This is a genomic window from Salsuginibacillus kocurii DSM 18087 (assembly GCF_000377705.1).
Lineage (GTDB): Bacteria > Bacillota > Bacilli > Bacillales > Marinococcaceae > Salsuginibacillus > Salsuginibacillus kocurii.
The window spans coordinates 35339-51458 of record NZ_KB898634.1 but is presented as its reverse complement, the minus strand read 5'-3'; the positions used below and the strand labels follow the sequence as shown (position 1 = coordinate 51458).

The following is a 16120-nucleotide window of genomic DNA, read 5'->3' as shown; positions in this document are numbered from 1 at the left end:
ACGATTAAGGTGTTAATCTTTATCGTTTGTGAACGTGTGTAAACTCCTCTGTATCTACGGTGCTGTAGATGCAGAGGTTTTTTAATGCATAAACGTACAAACAAGGCTGGGCATTCATTGTGTAAAGAAATGAATGTTTAGGCTACGGTTCGGTGATCCAACGATGTAGGAGGTGGACCAAATGAGCACTGTGATTGAACAGAAACAGGAAGTTGTTAACGAAATCACATCTAAGCTTTCTGAAAGCGAGTCGGCTATTCTTGTTGATTATCGTGGTCTGAATGTTGCTCAAGTAACTGAACTTCGTCGTCAACTTCGTGAAGCAGACGTGGATTTCAAAGTGTACAAAAATACACTTGCACGTCGTGCAACCGAACAAGCAGAAATGACGGAGCTTGATGAATACTTAGTCGGTCCAACAGCGATTGCAACCAGCTCAGATGATGCTGTCGCTCCGGCTAAAGTTCTTCAACAGTTCGCAAAAGACAACAAAGCACTCGAAATCAAAACAGGTATCATTCAAGGCCAAGTAACTACGCCAGAGCAAGTGAAAGAAATTGCTGAGCTTCCTTCTCACGAAGGACTTGTGGCTATGCTTCTTAGCGTTATGCAGGCGCCAATCCGCAACTTTGCCCTTGGTGCTAAAGCAGTCGCTGACCAAAAAGAAGAGAGTGCTTAAGTCGCACGCAAGCTAACGAACTTGCCTGTAAAGTTTCGAGATAAATACGAAGATAAATTTAAGGAGGATTACTGATGAGTAACGAACAAATTATTGAAGCGATCAAAGAAATGACCGTTCTAGAACTAAATGACCTTGTCAAAGCAATCGAAGAGGAATTCGGTGTAACGGCAGCAGCTCCAGTTGCAGCAGCAGGTGGCGCAGCTCCAGCTGAAGAAGCTGAAGAGCAAACTGAATTCGACGTAGTAATCACAGACGCTGGTTCTTCTAAAGTCGGCGTAATCAAAGTTGTACGTGAAGTAACAGGTCTTGGACTTAAAGAAGCGAAAGCTGTCGTTGACGGTGCGCCAGAAACTCTTAAAGAAGGCGTAAGCAAAGAAGACGCTGAAGAAATTAAGAGTCAACTTGAAGAAGCTGGTGCTTCTATCGAAGTTAAGTAAGGCCCGCACAAATGTCGAGGCTTCCCCACGTGTGGGGGAGCCTTTTATTTGTCTTATTATTGACTCTGTTAACTGACATGGTTGATTTGTGCTGCGCTCTCGGCGGGCATTTCTCGCAGTTGTGCCTATCAGCTTTCTTGTTTGCAGTGGGGTCATCGCTCTGCATACTTCCACAGGAGGTCCTCTCAGCGCTGCGTTTTTACATCGCAACACCAAACGTTAACAGACCCACTTTGTTAAAAGTTACGTCTATGATTGGTAAGTAGAGGTAATGAATGATGATAAGAGTGGGAGGTCTACTAGTTTTAGAGGGGCAGAGAATAAAGGTGAATTGGAGATAGGTGCACTTTAGAGGCAGCACAGGTCAGCTCAGTACATTCAAGGTGTAGACAGGAGGGAGAAAATGAGCGAACATTACTATTCTTCACAGCCGGAAGTTAAAAGTAGCCCGGAAACGTTCACAGCTGAATTACGAGGACGTGAATTTTCGTTCACCTCCGACCGAGGCGTTTTCTCTAAAGGAGAAGTTGACGAAGGGAGCCGCCTGCTAGTAGAGAACTTCGCTTTTCCTGCTGTCGAAGGCAGGGTGCTTGATATAGGGTGTGGGTATGGGCCAGTCGGCTTGGCATTAGCTGCCGATACAGAACATGAGGTCGTTCTGGCAGATGTAAATGAACGAGCGGTCGAACTCAGCCGCAAGAATGCCGATCGTGCCGGCTTGCGTAACGTAGAGGTGGTAAAGAGTGATCAGTTTGAAGCAATTGAGGGCTCTTTTGCAGCTATAGTGAGTAACCCACCGATCCGAGCGGGCAAAAATGTTGTTCATAGCATGATAACAAAAGCCAGAGAACATTTGCTGGAGCAAGGGGAACTCTGGGTAGTGATACGAAAAAAACAAGGCGCTCCATCTGCTCGTGCTCATATGGAAACATTGTTTGCTGAAGTGGAAATTGTGCGCAGGAACAAAGGATTTTATGTATTACGCGGAAAAAACATTTGAAACCATTGCTCTCGTGTGATATTATTATTAAATGCATATAAATGCCTTTTTTAGTACATAGGGAAAAAGACCTTTTCCTTAGTATAAAGAATAAGGTAATAGGAAACAATGAAATCGTTAGTGAGTCTATTCACATATGACCTCAGGGTTGCAATGAATAGATAACGTGATGGATTTAGCAAGCGGCGCGACGTGTTTATTATAAAAACAGCTCGTCGTTATGCGTGTTTAGCCACGGCAACACCTCAACTTCCATTCAGGCAGTTGAGCTTACATCATATAACCCGTTGCTTGCCGCTTAAAGTATACATGTTTGTTAGCTTTGAGTGGCGGACAAAAGCCAAGTTTTGAGGGGTGAATCAGTTGGCAGGTCAGCTTATTCAGTATGGACGTCATCGTCAGAGAAGATCATATGCTCAAATCAGCGAGGTACTTGAATTACCGAACTTGATTGAAATCCAGACGGCTTCCTATCAATGGTTCCTTGACGAAGGGATTCGCGAAATGTTCTCAGACATTTCACCAATTGAAGATTTCACGGGAAACCTTGTATTGGAATTTATTGATTACTCATTAGGTGAACCGAAATATTCGGTAGATGAGTCAAAAGAACGCGACGTCACCTATGCAGCACCACTTCGAGTGAAAGTCCGTCTTAGAAACAAGGAAACTGGTGAAGTGAAAGAGCAGGAAGTGTTCATGGGAGACTTCCCGCTTATGACTGATACTGGTACGTTTGTAATTAACGGAGCAGAACGAGTCATTGTTTCACAGCTGGTTCGCTCGCCTAGCGTTTATTACAACAAAAAGTTTGATAAGAACGGAAAGAAAGGTCACACAGCGACGGTGATCCCAAACCGTGGGGCTTGGCTAGAATTAGAAACAGACGCCAAAGATGTCGTTTATGTACGCATCGACCGTACAAGAAAGATTCCAATCACGGTCCTTCTACGTGCGCTCGGATTTGGTTCTGATCAAGAAATTATAGACTTGCTTGGCGACGATGAATACTTGCGGAACTCATTAGAAAAAGACAATACCGACGGCACCGAAAAAGCGCTTCTGGAAATATATGAGCGCCTTCGCCCAGGGGAACCACCAACCGTAGAAAATGCAAAAAGCTTGTTAGAATCAAGGTTTTTTGATCCAAAACGGTATGATCTCGCCAATGTTGGTCGTTACAAAGTAAATAAAAAGCTTCACATTAAAAATCGTCTGTTTAACCAACGGCTAGCAGAAACGTTGGCAGACCCTGAAACAGGGGAGATCCTTGCGGAAGAAGGTAACTTGATTGACCGGCGCACACTGGACCGGTTGCTGCCATACCTTGAAAACAATCTTGGCTTCCGTAAGTTTTCAGTAGCAGGCGGAGTCATTGATGAGACAGATATTGCTGTTCAATCGGTGAAGATTTATGCGCCTGATGATCAAGACGGAGAACGTGTCATCAATGTAATCAGTAATGGCAACATCGACCGCGGAGTTAAGAATATCACTCCGGAAGACATGATTGCAGCGATCAATTATTTCTTTAATTTACTTCATGGGGTCGGAGATACAGATGACATTGACCATCTTGGAAATCGCCGCCTTCGTTCGGTAGGCGAATTACTGCAAAACCAATTCCGCATTGGTTTGTCAAGAATGGAACGGGTTGTGCGTGAACGGATGTCTATCCAAGACCCAAGCTCAATCACGCCACAGGCTCTTATTAATATACGGCCAGTGATCGCCTCTATTAAAGAGTTCTTCGGCAGCTCGCAGTTGTCTCAGTTTATGGATCAAACAAACCCGCTAGCAGAATTGACACACAAACGCCGTCTTTCTGCGCTTGGACCAGGCGGACTTACCCGTGAACGCGCTGGGTTTGAAGTGCGGGACGTTCACTACTCCCACTATGGACGTATGTGTCCGATTGAAACTCCGGAAGGTCCGAATATCGGCTTGATTAACTCGCTTTCCTCCTATGCAAAGGTCAACGAATTTGGGTTTATGGAAACCCCTTATCGCCGCGTTGACCCGGATAGTGGCCGCGTGCTTGAAGAAGTCGACTACTTGACTGCAGACGAAGAAGACCACTATGTAGTGGCGCAGGCCAACGCCCAACTAGATGAAGAAGGGCGCTTTGTGGATGAAAATATCATCGCTCGTTTCCGCGGGGAAAACACGATCGTGCCGCAAGAGCGGATTGATTATATGGACGTTTCCCCTAAGCAGGTAGTATCTGCTGCCACAGCCTCTGTGCCGTTCCTTGAAAACGACGACTCAAACCGTGCGTTAATGGGAGCAAACATGCAGCGTCAGGCCGTGCCTTTGTTGGAACCTGAAGCTCCTCTTGTTGGTACAGGGATGGAATACGTCTCTGCAAAAGACTCAGGAGCCGCCATTATTGCGAAACACCGCGGGCGGGTTGAAAATGTGTCAGCTCGTGAAATTCGTGTGCGCCGCATTGAAGAAGTGGATGGCAAAGAAGTTGAAACCGACCTTGATAAATATAATATGTCCAAATTTATTCGCTCCAACCAGGGGACAAGTTACAATCAACGCCCAATTGTGGATGAGGGCATAATTGTAGAAAAAGGGGAAGTCTTGTGTGATGGCCCTTCCATGGATATGGGCGAAATGGCTTTAGGACGAAATGTCCTGGTTGGCTTTATGACATGGGACGGCTACAACTATGAGGATGCGATCATTCTTAGCGAACGTTTGGTGAAAGATGATGTCTATACTTCTGTTCATATTGAAGAATATGAATCAGAAGCACGTGATACGAAGCTCGGGCCTGAAGAGATTACCCGTGATATTCCAAACGTCAGTGAAGAAGCCCTTAAGAACCTGGATGAACGCGGAATCATCCGTGTTGGAGCCGAAGTAAAAGACGGCGACATTCTAGTCGGCAAAGTGACGCCTAAAGGTGTGACAGAACTTACCGCAGAAGAACGACTTCTTCATGCCATCTTTGGAGAAAAAGCTCGTGAAGTCCGTGACACGTCATTACGTTCCCCACACGGTGGAGATGGGATTGTACTCGACGTGAAAATCTTTAACCGTGAAGATGATGATGAACTTCCTCCAGGCGTGAATCAGCTCGTACGGGTTTACATTGTACAGAAGCGTAAAATTCACGAAGGGGACAAAATGGCAGGTCGCCACGGTAACAAAGGTGTTATCTCCCGTATTTTACCGGAAGAGGATATGCCGTATATGCCTGATGGCCAGCCGATCGATATCATGTTGAACCCACTTGGTGTTCCATCCCGTATGAATATCGGCCAGGTACTGGAGCTTCATCTCGGTATGGCTGCTCGTAAGCTCAATCTGCATATGGCATCGCCGGTGTTTGATGGAGCGCGTGAAGAAGACGTATGGGAAACGCTTGAAGAAGCAGGCATTGCCCGGGACGGGAAAACCATACTTTATGACGGCCGCACGGGTGAGCCGTTTGATAACAGAGTGTCTGTAGGGATCATGTATATGATCAAGCTTGCTCACATGGTTGACGATAAGCTGCACGCTCGTTCAACAGGTCCTTATTCTCTTGTTACACAGCAGCCGCTTGGCGGTAAAGCTCAATTTGGCGGTCAGCGTTTCGGGGAAATGGAAGTATGGGCACTTGAAGCTTATGGTGCAGCTTACACATTACAGGAAATCCTGACAGTTAAATCTGATGATGTAGTAGGACGTGTGAAAACGTACGAAGCCATTGTCAAAGGAGAAAACGTGCCTGAACCAGGCGTGCCTGAATCGTTCAAAGTACTAATTAAAGAACTACAGAGCTTAGGTATGGATGTGAAAATGTTATCGAGCACAGAAGAAGAAATTGAAATGAAAGAGCTCGATGATGAAGAAGAAGAATCAAATGACAAAGTGAATTTAAAGCTCGAATCTGGCGAAAACGCATAGTTCGTTCGTGCAGGAGGGAGACATTCCAGATGGAGTGCTCCCCTGCCTTTTCCCGGACAACCTGTTAAAGATGGAAAGGGAGGTTGACCCCTTGTTAGATGTCAATAATTTCGAGTATATGAAAGTTGGCTTAGCATCCCCTGAAAAGATCCGCTCCTGGTCTCGCGGTGAAGTGAAGAAACCAGAAACGATCAACTACCGTACGTTAAAGCCTGAAAAAGACGGCCTTTTCTGCGAGCGTATTTTTGGCCCACAAAAAGACTGGGAATGTCATTGTGGTAAATATAAACGGGTCCGCTATAAAGGTGTCGTTTGTGACCGGTGTGGCGTGGAAGTCACTCGCGCCAAAGTTCGCCGTGAGCGTATGGGGCACATTGAACTGGCGGCTCCTGTTTCTCACATTTGGTACTTTAAAGGCATCCCAAGCCGAATGGGGCTTGTTCTTGATATGTCTCCGCGTTCTTTGGAAGAGATCATTTATTTTGCTTCTTACGTGGTTACAGACACAGGCGACACTCCGCTTGAGTATAAACAGCTACTCTCAGAAAAAGAATACCGGGCCTATTATGATAAATACGGCCGTAGCTTTAGTGCAGCCATGGGCGCAGAAGCGATTCGTAAATTGCTTGAAAACATCGACCTTGAAAAAGAAGTTCATGCCTTAAAAGAGGAACTTGAGACAGCTCAAGGTCAGCGAAGAACTCGGGCAATTAAACGCTTAGAGGTGCTTGAAGCATTTCGTCATTCTGGCAATGAACCAGCTTGGATGATTTTAGATGTGCTGCCGGTAATTCCACCGGAATTGCGTCCGATGGTTCAGCTCGATGGCGGTCGTTTTGCTACCTCCGACTTGAATGATTTGTATCGTCGGGTAATCAATCGTAACAACCGCTTGAAGCGGCTTCTCGACCTCGGAGCTCCAAGTATCATCGTTCAAAACGAAAAACGGATGCTTCAGGAAGCAGTTGACGCTTTAATTGATAATGGCCGTCGCGGCCGACCTGTAACGGGACCTGGAAACCGTCCGTTAAAGTCCCTTTCGCACATGTTGAAAGGAAAGCAAGGGCGCTTCCGCCAAAACTTGCTCGGTAAGCGTGTTGACTATTCCGGCCGGTCCGTAATCGTTGTCGGTCCGAGCTTGAAAATGTATCAGTGCGGCCTGCCAAAAGAAATGGCGTTAGAGCTGTTCAAACCATTTGTAATGCGTGAACTTGTACGTAAAGGTTTTGCTCATAATATCAAAAGTGCAAAGCGGAAAGTTGAACGCGTACAGCCAGAAATTTGGGATGTCCTCGAGGAAGTCATTAAAGAGCATCCTGTTCTGTTGAATCGCGCCCCAACCTTGCACCGTTTAGGGATCCAGGCTTTTGAGCCGGTTCTTGTAGAAGGGCGGGCAATTAAGCTTCACCCACTAGTGTGTACAGCTTATAATGCCGACTTTGACGGAGACCAAATGGCCGTTCACGTGCCGTTATCTGCTGAGGCGCAGGCGGAAGCCCGTATCCTTATGATGGCTGCTCAAAACATCTTGAACCCTAAGGACGGTAAGCCGGTAGTAACACCGTCCCAGGATATGGTGCTGGGTAACTACTACCTCACACTTGAGCGCCAAGGTGCTGTGGGTGAAGGCATGATCTTCAAGACTTCGGATGAAGCTCTCACGGCCTATCAAAATGGTTACGTGCACCTGCACAGCCGAATAGCACTTCCTGTACGCTCGTTAGGGAAAACAACCTTTGAAGAAAGAGAACAGGATTTGCTTCTAGTTACGACTGTTGGTAAGTTAATCTTTAACGAAATTCTTCCGTCTTCCTTCCCTTATGTGAATGAACCGACGGCAGAAAACCTTGAAAAAGCACTCCCTGCTAAGTACTTGATCGCGACTACAAGTGATGTGGCAGAGCAAATTGCTCAATGTGAAGAAGTTGCGCCATTTAAGAAAGGCTTCTTAGGAGATATCATTGCTCAAGTCTTTAAGAACTTCCATATTACTGAAACGTCACGTATGCTTGACCGCATGAAAGACTTAGGCTTCTACTATTCAACCAAAGCAGGAATTACGGTTGGGGTCTCTGATATTGTGGTGCTTGGTGACAAGCAAGAAATCTTAGATGATGCAGAAACAAAAGTAGACCGAGTCATGAAACAGTTCCGCCGTGGTCTTATTACAGAAGAAGAACGCTATGATAAAGTCATCTCGATCTGGGGCGGCGCAAAAGATACGATTCAGGATCGCTTAATGGGCACACTTGATAAGAGAAACCCAATCTTTATGATGAGCGACTCCGGAGCGCGTGGTAACGCTTCTAACTTCACGCAGCTTGCAGGTATGCGTGGTTTGATGGCCAATCCATCTGGCCGGATTATTGAGCTACCGATTAAATCAAGCTTCCGCGAAGGTTTGACAGTACTTGAATACTTCATCTCTACACACGGGGCACGTAAAGGTCTAGCAGATACAGCTCTTAAGACAGCTGACTCAGGTTACTTGACTCGACGCCTCGTGGATGTGGCCCAGGATGTCATTATCCGTGAAGACGATTGCGGCACAGATCGTGGTCTTACTGTAACGACGCTTAAAGAAGGCGTTGAAATGATTGAAGACCTTTATGATCGCCTTGTCGGCCGTGTGGCGTTCCAAACCATCCGTCACCCTGAAACGGGAGAAGTGCTTCACAATAAAGGTGAACTTATGTATGAAGACGACGCAAAACGGATTGTTGATGCAGGGGTTGAGTCGGTCAATATCCGCTCAGTCTTCACTTGTGACACGCATCACGGGGCATGTAAGAAGTGCTATGGCCGTAATCTTGCTACCGGTTCAGATGTTGAGGTTGGAGAAGCTGTAGGAATTATCGCTGCTCAATCGATCGGTGAACCAGGAACGCAGTTAACGATGCGTACCTTCCATACAGGCGGAGTGGCTGGCGACGATATCACCCAGGGTCTTCCGCGTATTCAGGAGCTTTTTGAAGCTAGGAATCCGAAGGGGCAGGCTCTCATTACTGAGCTTGCTGGGGAAGTAACAGACGTTAAAGAGCATGCCGATAAGAAAGAAATTACGGTAACAGGCCCGCTAGAATCACGCACCTATACTACCGCCTATGGAGCTCGTCTGAAGATAGAGGTAGGCTCGCAGGTTGAAGCTGGAGATCCGCTGACTGAAGGTTCCATTGACCCGAAAGAACTTCTGAAGGTAACCGGTCTTCATCAAGTCCAAGAATATTTGTTGAAAGAAGTGCAAAAGGTTTACCGGATGCAAGGGGTTGAAATTGGTGACAAACACGTCGAAGTGATGGTACGTCAAATGCTTCGCAAAATCCGAGTGAACGACTCTGGAGATACCAATGTATTGCCAGGTACACTGGTAGAAATGAAGCACTTTAACGACGCCAACCGCAATGCGCTTACTAACAAAGGGCAGCCAGCTGTAGGGACACCTGTTATTCTCGGGATTACTAAGGCCTCGCTTGAAACTGATTCATTCTTGTCAGCAGCTTCCTTCCAGGAGACCACACGTGTTCTTACCGATGCAGGGATCAAAGGACGCCGCGATGAACTGCTCGGCTTAAAAGAAAATGTGATTATTGGTAAACTTGTACCAGCTGGAACTGGAATGCAAAGGTATAGAGACTTGGAAATGGACGTACCTGACGACATTATTGAAGCTGAAGCAAACGAAAATGGAGAAGTTGTTGCAAAAGATTAATTTAGCCGTTGACACGTGCTTATCCCGGTGATAAGATGTTTAAGTGCGCCTAATACCTGTGCTTTGGAGGATGTGCGATGTCTTATGAAAAAGTTACACAGGCTAAAGCGGTTATCATTGGCACTAAGCAAACGTTGAAAGCTTTAGACTCACGAGCTGTGACCGAAGTGTTAGTAGCTGAAGACGCTGACCCACAAGTCGTGGAACAAGTGGTGAAGGCTGCGGAAGAGGCCAAAGTTACAGTAACAATGGTTAATTCTATGAAAAGACTTGGTAGAGCTTGTGGAATTGATGTTGGAGCAGCAACGGTTGCCTTAAAAACGGAGTGATGTTTTTGCGGTGTGGCAGGCAAGTCCTGCCATGCCGGCAAAAACTTAACTTATGCCTTTTGTTGAACCACCCGGAACGGTGGTCTTAAAATGTGAACTGAAAGGAGGAGCTAATATGCCTACGATTAGTCAATTGGTGCGAAAAGGACGCGTCTCAAAGCCTCGTACTTCTGATGCTCCAGCACTTAACAAAGGTTATAACAGCTACAAAAAAGTGCAGACGGACCAGTCAGCACCTCAAAAGCGCGGGGTTTGTACACGTGTTGGTACAATGACACCAAAGAAACCAAACTCAGCACTGCGTAAATATGCACGTGTGCGTTTGACCAACGGGATTGAAGTAACTGCTTATATTCCTGGAATCGGCCATAACCTGCAAGAACACAGTGTTGTTCTTATTCGCGGAGGCCGTGTAAAAGACCTTCCAGGTGTGCGTTACACAATCGTTCGCGGAGCACTTGACACAGCTGGTGTTCAAGACCGCAAGCAAGGTCGTTCCAAGTATGGAACGAAACGTGGAAAGAAGAAAAAATAATGTGAAGACCACATTGTAATAGTAGGAAAGGAGGGGTGACCATGCCTCGTAAAGGTCCAGTACCTCGCCGTGAAGTGCTACCAGATCCGATTTATAATTCGAAGCTTGTAACTCGCCTCGTAAACCGTATCATGGTAGATGGCAAAAAAGGAAAAGCGCAAAACATTCTTTATAAAGCATTTGAACTAGTTGGAGAACGCAGTGGACAGGATCCAATGGAGATCTTTGACCAAGCGCTCAAAAACGTAATGCCAGTACTTGAAGTTAAAGCACGCCGTGTTGGTGGTGCGAACTACCAAGTACCAATCGAAGTGAAGCCAGACCGTCGTACGACACTTGGCCTTCGTTGGATCGTTAGCTATGCACGACTTCGTGGAGAGAAAACAATGGAAGAGCGTCTAGCTAATGAAATCTTGGATGCTGCAAACAATTCAGGTTCTGCGGTTAAAAAGCGTGAAGATACGCACCGTATGGCAGAAGCGAACAAAGCGTTTGCTCACTACCGCTGGTAATTAAATTATCCAATTAACTATTCTTCCAAAAGAAGAAAGGAGAAAAGACAGTCATGGCACGAGAGTTCTCCTTAGAAAAAACACGCAACATCGGGATTATGGCTCACATCGATGCCGGTAAAACAACGGCTACAGAGCGTGTTCTCTATTATACAGGACGTATTCACAAAATCGGTGAAACCCATGAAGGTGCATCCCAAATGGACTGGATGTCCCAGGAGCAGGAGCGCGGAATTACAATTACTTCCGCGGCCACTTCTGCTGAATGGAAAGATCACCGCATTAACATTATTGACACACCAGGACACGTCGACTTCACAGTTGAAGTTGAACGTTCATTGCGGGTGCTTGACGGATCTGTTGCGGTTCTTGACGCTCAATCAGGCGTTGAGCCGCAAACAGAAACCGTATGGCGCCAGGCAACAACATACCATGTACCACGTATCGTATTTGTTAACAAAATGGATAAAGTCGGTGCAGACTACTTGTATTCAGTAAGCACATTGCAAGATCGATTGGGCGCAAATGCACACCCAATTCAGCTTCCAATTGGTGCAGAGGATAATTTTGAAGGCATCATTGACCTTATTGGCATGCAGGCGTTCTATTACCTCGACGATCTTGGAAGCCGCACAGAGGCTCGCGAGATTCCTGATGAATATAAAGAGCAGGCTGAAGAATACCGTGAGTCCCTTGTCGAAGCTGCTGCAGACTTTGATGAGAATCTCATGAATAAGTACCTTGAAGGTGAAGAAATCACCAATGAAGAATTGGTTGCAGCTATTCGTACTGGAACACTTAATGTTGAGTTTTACCCGGTACTTTGCGGGTCAGCTTTCAAAAACAAAGGTGTTCAGCTTATGATCGACGCTGTTATTGATTACTTGCCATCACCACTAGATGTACCAGCAATTAAAGGTATTCTTCCGGATTCCGAAGAGGAAGTAACTCGTGAAGCAGATGACAACGGCCCGTTCTCTGCACTTGCCTTTAAAGTAATGGCTGACCCATACGTAGGTAAATTAACTTTCTTCCGTGTGTATTCTGGTACATTGAGCGCAGGCTCTTATGTGCAAAACACAACAAAAGGAAAGCGTGAGCGCGTAGGCCGTATCTTGCAGATGCACGCTAACTCACGTGAAGAGTTAAATACAATCTATGCGGGCGAAATCGGTGCCGGCGTTGGGTTGAAAGATACAGCAACGGGTGACACTCTTTGTGATGAGAAAAACCATGTGATTCTTGAATCAATGGACTTCCCTGAGCCTGTAATCTCTCTATCTGTTGAGCCAAAATCAAAGGCCGACCAGGATAAAATGGGTATGGCTCTTGCCAAGCTAGCTGAAGAAGACCCGACCTTCAAGACGCACACTGATGAAGAAACAGGCCAGACGATTATAGCTGGTATGGGTGAACTTCACCTTGATATCATCGTTGATCGTTTGAAGCGTGAATTCAAGGTTGAAGCACAAGTAGGGGCTCCACAAGTTTCCTACCGTGAGTCAATCAAACAAGGTGCACAAGTTGAAGGTAAGTTTGTACGTCAGTCTGGTGGTCGTGGTCAATATGGTCACGTTTGGATCGAATTCGAACCAAACGAAGAAGGCGCAGGCTTTGAATTTGAAAACAAAATCGTTGGTGGTGTAATCCCTCGTGAATACATTGCATCTGTTGAGCAAGGGTTGGAAGAGGCGATGGACAACGGGCTCTTAGCTGGTTATCCATTAATCGATGTTAAAGCAAAACTTTTCGATGGCTCTTATCACGATGTGGATTCCAACGAAATGGCATATAAGATTGCTGCATCAATGGCGCTTAAAGAAGCGAAGAAACATTGTAACCCAGCACTTCTTGAGCCAGTTATGAAAGTGGAGGTTGTACTTCCAGAAGAGTACATGGGTGATGTGATGGGTGATATCACTTCCCGTCGTGGCCGTGTTGACGGTATGGAAGCAAGAGGTAATGCTCAAACGATCCGTGCTTTTGTTCCGTTAGCGGAAATGTTCGGATATGCGACAAACCTTCGTTCCAGCACACAAGGACGCGGTACGTACTCCATGTTCTTTGACCACTATGAAGAAGTGCCAAAGAGTATCTCTGAAGAGATTGTTAAGAAAAATAGTGGGGAATAATTCACCACAACCAATTGTCACTAAGTGACATCTATTGTAAGCTAAGAAAGGTGACTGAAAGTGTTTTCTTTCACCCTTCTTACTACCATAAACTTTTATGTTATTAAGGGAGGAACCCACAAATGGCAAAAGAAAAATTTGACCGTTCGAAAACGCATGCGAATATCGGTACTATTGGTCACGTTGACCACGGTAAAACTACATTAACTGCTGCAATCACAACTGTTCTTCATAAGCGTTCCGGCTCTGGCGAAGCTATGGCTTATGACGCAATCGACGGTGCTCCTGAAGAGCGCGAGCGTGGAATCACTATCTCCACTGCACACGTTGAGTATGAAACTGACACTCGTCACTATGCACACGTTGACTGCCCAGGTCACGCTGACTATGTTAAAAACATGATCACTGGTGCGGCACAAATGGACGGAGCAATTCTTGTTGTATCCGCTGCTGATGGCCCAATGCCACAAACTCGTGAGCATATCCTTCTTTCCCGTCAGGTTGGTGTACCTTCAATCGTTGTATTCCTTAACAAAGTAGACATGGTCGACGATGAAGAGCTTCTTGAGCTAGTAGAAATGGAAGTTCGCGACCTTCTTTCTGAGTATGACTTTGATGGTGACGATGTACCAATCGTAGCCGGTTCTGCTCTTAAAGCACTTGAAGGAGACGAGCAGTACGAAGAGAAAATCGTTGAACTTATGCAGTCTGTTGACGACTACATCCCAACTCCAGACCGTGACAAAGACAAGCCATTCATGATGCCAGTTGAGGACGTATTCTCAATCACTGGTCGTGGTACAGTTGCAACTGGTCGTGTTGAGCGCGGTATGCTTAACGTTGGTGACGAGGTAGAAATCCTTGGTATTGACGAAGATGCTCGCAAAACAACTGTCACTGGAGTTGAAATGTTCCGTAAGCTACTAGACTATGCTGAAGCAGGCGACAACATTGGTGCACTACTTCGTGGTGTTGACCGTGAAGACATCAAGCGTGGCCAGGTTCTAGCTAAGCCAGGTTCAATCACTCCACATACTCGTTTCAAAGCGGAAGTTTATGTTCTTTCAAAAGAAGAAGGTGGACGTCATACTCCATTCTTCCAAAACTACCGCCCACAGTTTTACTTCCGTACTACGGACGTAACTGGTGTTATTGAACTTCCAGAAGGCGTGGAAATGGTTATGCCTGGAGACAACGTTGAAATGACAGTTGACCTTATCCAGCCAATCGCGATTGAAGAAGGTACTAAGTTCTCAATCCGTGAAGGTGGACGTACAGTAGGCGCTGGTGTTGTTTCTACTATCGAGAAGTAAGTAATGGTTTAAAAAAAGATGCATCTTTTATTAAAGGCCGCCTGATCCAGGCGGCCTTTCGCGTTATTCTCTTATGGGAACAAGGCTGTTTCGAGTTTCTTCTATAATATAAGGGGTCGATGTGGATGTTTGCAGATTGCTTTTTATAACAGAGAAGATAAAGAGAATTTATTGGAGACGGACGCGGCCTCTGTCGGCACTAGTGCGACATCCTAGCCGCAGCCACGCTTCAGCCTCCTCGCTGAAAGCCGTGCACGTCTACAGCTGTTACTTTACCACTCGAACAAGTCACAGTAACTTTGATCAACCTCAGCAAGGGATATTATGCAGTAAAATCTCGTAAAAACGAACAACAAAACCTTCATCAAAAAAAATTTTATTATATCCTTGCATTTAATGAGCTAGATCTTTATAATAGATAAAGTGTGATCACAGATTGAGGGCAACAGCCCTTATGTGACGGTCATTGATTGCAATGATGTGAAAGGTTGCCGATACACCCGGCCCCTTTGCCATGGGTGGGTTGAGGATAATTTTCACGGAGTAAGTCTGTAAAATCGGGCGAAAAAGGAGGGCTTATAATGGCAAATGAGAAAATCAGAATTCGTTTAAAGGCTTATGATCACCGTGTGCTTGATCAGTCTGCAGAGAAGATCGTGGAAACGGCGAAGCGTTCAGGTGCGAATGTTTCAGGACCGATCCCGCTTCCAACAGAGCGTTCAATCTACACAGTACTTCGTGCAACTCATAAGTTTAAGGATTCTCGCGAACAGTTTGAAATGCGTACACATAAGAGACTGATTGACATCCTCAGTCCAACGCCGCAAACTGTAGACGCACTCATGCGTTTAGATTTACCATCTGGCGTAGATATTGAAATCAAACTTTAATTATATTAGGCAAGAATTATTAATATCACAGGAGGTGTGACTTATGGCCAAAGGAATCTTGGGTAAAAAACTCGGCATGACTCAAATCTTCGACGAAAACGGCGAAGTAGTTCCCGTGACTGTAATCGAAGCAGAGCCTAACGTTGTGCTACAAACAAAGAACCAGGAAACAGATGGTTATGAGGCAGTGCAACTAGGTGTGGCTGACAAGAAGCAGTCACGTTCTAATAAACCAGAGCAGGGGCATGCTGAGAAAGTAGGGGCGACCCCCAAGCGCTACATTCGTGAGATCCGTGATGCAAACGTTACGGACTACGAAGCTGGTCAAGAAGTCAAAGTTGATACATTTGATGCAGGCGATTTTGTAGACGTGGTAGGAACATCAAAAGGGAAAGGGTTCCAGGGTGCGATCAAGCGCCACAACCAAACACGTGGGCCAATGAGCCACGGTTCTCGTTTCCACCGTCGTCCAGGTTCAATGGGTGTAATGGGTCATTACACGGTTAAGAAGGGCAAAAAGCTTCCAGGCCGTATGGGTGGCAAGCAAGTAACCGTTCAGAACCTAGAAATCGTAAAGGTTGACGGTGAGCGCAATCTGCTGCTTATTAAAGGAAATGTACCAGGACCGAAGAAAAGCTTCGTTACTGTGAAATCAACTATTAAAGCTAACTAATTGTT

At 45.9% G+C, this 16120-nt stretch carries 12 protein-coding genes and 1 other annotated feature (1 of these 13 only partly in view); all 12 genes read left to right on the top strand.

Annotation, left to right across the window (positions count from 1 at the left end):
* Nucleotides 1-92 (top strand) — a sequence feature (ribosomal protein L10 leader region); it begins 77 nt to the left of the window's first position.
* 89 nt (nt 93-181) lie between these two features.
* Complete coding sequence (gene rplJ / locus D469_RS0117475) at nt 182-679, top strand: 50S ribosomal protein L10 (RefSeq protein WP_018924683.1); 498 nt, start codon at nt 182-184, stop codon at nt 677-679.
* 74 nt (nt 680-753) lie between these two features.
* Entirely contained in the window at nt 754-1119 is a 366-nt protein-coding gene (rplL, locus tag D469_RS0117470) for a 50S ribosomal protein L7/L12 (RefSeq protein WP_018924682.1), read from the top strand.
* Nucleotides 1120-1522: 403 nt separating this feature from the next.
* On the top strand, nt 1523-2119 hold the full coding sequence (locus tag D469_RS0117465; protein WP_018924681.1) for a class I SAM-dependent methyltransferase: 597 nt from the start codon (nt 1523-1525) through the stop codon (nt 2117-2119).
* Nucleotides 2120-2482: 363 nt separating this feature from the next.
* Entirely contained in the window at nt 2483-6022 is a 3540-nt protein-coding gene (rpoB, locus tag D469_RS0117460) for a DNA-directed RNA polymerase subunit beta (RefSeq protein WP_018924680.1), read from the top strand.
* 91 nt (nt 6023-6113) lie between these two features.
* Complete coding sequence (gene rpoC, locus D469_RS0117455) at nt 6114-9731, top strand: DNA-directed RNA polymerase subunit beta' (RefSeq protein WP_018924679.1); 3618 nt, start codon at nt 6114-6116, stop codon at nt 9729-9731.
* A gap of 77 nt (nt 9732-9808) precedes the next feature.
* Complete coding sequence (locus tag D469_RS0117450) at nt 9809-10060, top strand: 50S ribosomal protein L7ae-like protein (protein WP_018924678.1); 252 nt, start codon at nt 9809-9811, stop codon at nt 10058-10060.
* Nucleotides 10061-10175: 115 nt separating this feature from the next.
* Complete coding sequence (rpsL, locus tag D469_RS0117445; RefSeq protein WP_018924677.1) at nt 10176-10595, top strand: 30S ribosomal protein S12; 420 nt, start codon at nt 10176-10178, stop codon at nt 10593-10595.
* Nucleotides 10596-10636: 41 nt separating this feature from the next.
* The gene (gene rpsG, locus D469_RS0117440) at nt 10637-11107 is read left to right on the top strand and encodes a 30S ribosomal protein S7 (protein ID WP_018924676.1); all 471 of its coding nucleotides are present in this window, start codon (nt 10637-10639) and stop codon (nt 11105-11107) included.
* Nucleotides 11108-11160: 53 nt separating this feature from the next.
* Nucleotides 11161-13239 carry an elongation factor G gene (fusA, locus tag D469_RS0117435; protein WP_018924675.1) on the top strand — a complete coding sequence of 693 codons (2079 nt, stop codon included), beginning with the start codon at nt 11161-11163 and terminating at the stop codon, nt 13237-13239.
* Between the two features lie 122 nt (nt 13240-13361).
* Entirely contained in the window at nt 13362-14552 is a 1191-nt protein-coding gene (tuf, locus tag D469_RS0117430; RefSeq protein ID WP_018924674.1) for an elongation factor Tu, read from the top strand.
* A 581-nt stretch (nt 14553-15133) separates the two neighbouring features.
* Nucleotides 15134-15442, top strand: coding sequence for a 30S ribosomal protein S10 (gene rpsJ / locus D469_RS0117425; RefSeq protein ID WP_018924673.1), 309 nt, complete (start codon nt 15134-15136; stop codon nt 15440-15442).
* A 43-nt stretch (nt 15443-15485) separates the two neighbouring features.
* Complete coding sequence (gene rplC / locus D469_RS0117420; RefSeq protein ID WP_018924672.1) at nt 15486-16115, top strand: 50S ribosomal protein L3; 630 nt, start codon at nt 15486-15488, stop codon at nt 16113-16115.
* The last annotated feature ends 5 nt before the right edge of the window (nt 16116-16120 follow it).

Excerpts from the sequence above, each read along its gene's own strand:
- rplJ (WP_018924683.1), top strand. The coding sequence starts at position 182 with ATGAGCACTGTGATTGAACAGAAACAGGAAGTTGTTAACGAAATCACA.
- rplC (WP_018924672.1), top strand. The coding sequence starts at position 15,486 with ATGGCCAAAGGAATCTTGGGTAAAAAACTCGGCATGACTCAAATCTTC.
- rpsJ (WP_018924673.1), top strand. The coding sequence starts at position 15,134 with ATGGCAAATGAGAAAATCAGAATTCGTTTAAAGGCTTATGATCACCGT.
- rpsG (WP_018924676.1), top strand. The coding sequence starts at position 10,637 with ATGCCTCGTAAAGGTCCAGTACCTCGCCGTGAAGTGCTACCAGATCCG.
- fusA (WP_018924675.1), top strand. The coding sequence starts at position 11,161 with ATGGCACGAGAGTTCTCCTTAGAAAAAACACGCAACATCGGGATTATG.
- D469_RS0117465 (WP_018924681.1), top strand. The coding sequence starts at position 1,523 with ATGAGCGAACATTACTATTCTTCACAGCCGGAAGTTAAAAGTAGCCCG.
- rplL (WP_018924682.1), top strand. The coding sequence starts at position 754 with ATGAGTAACGAACAAATTATTGAAGCGATCAAAGAAATGACCGTTCTA.
- D469_RS0117450 (WP_018924678.1), top strand. The coding sequence starts at position 9,809 with ATGTCTTATGAAAAAGTTACACAGGCTAAAGCGGTTATCATTGGCACT.
- rpsL (WP_018924677.1), top strand. The coding sequence starts at position 10,176 with ATGCCTACGATTAGTCAATTGGTGCGAAAAGGACGCGTCTCAAAGCCT.
- tuf (WP_018924674.1), top strand. The coding sequence starts at position 13,362 with ATGGCAAAAGAAAAATTTGACCGTTCGAAAACGCATGCGAATATCGGT.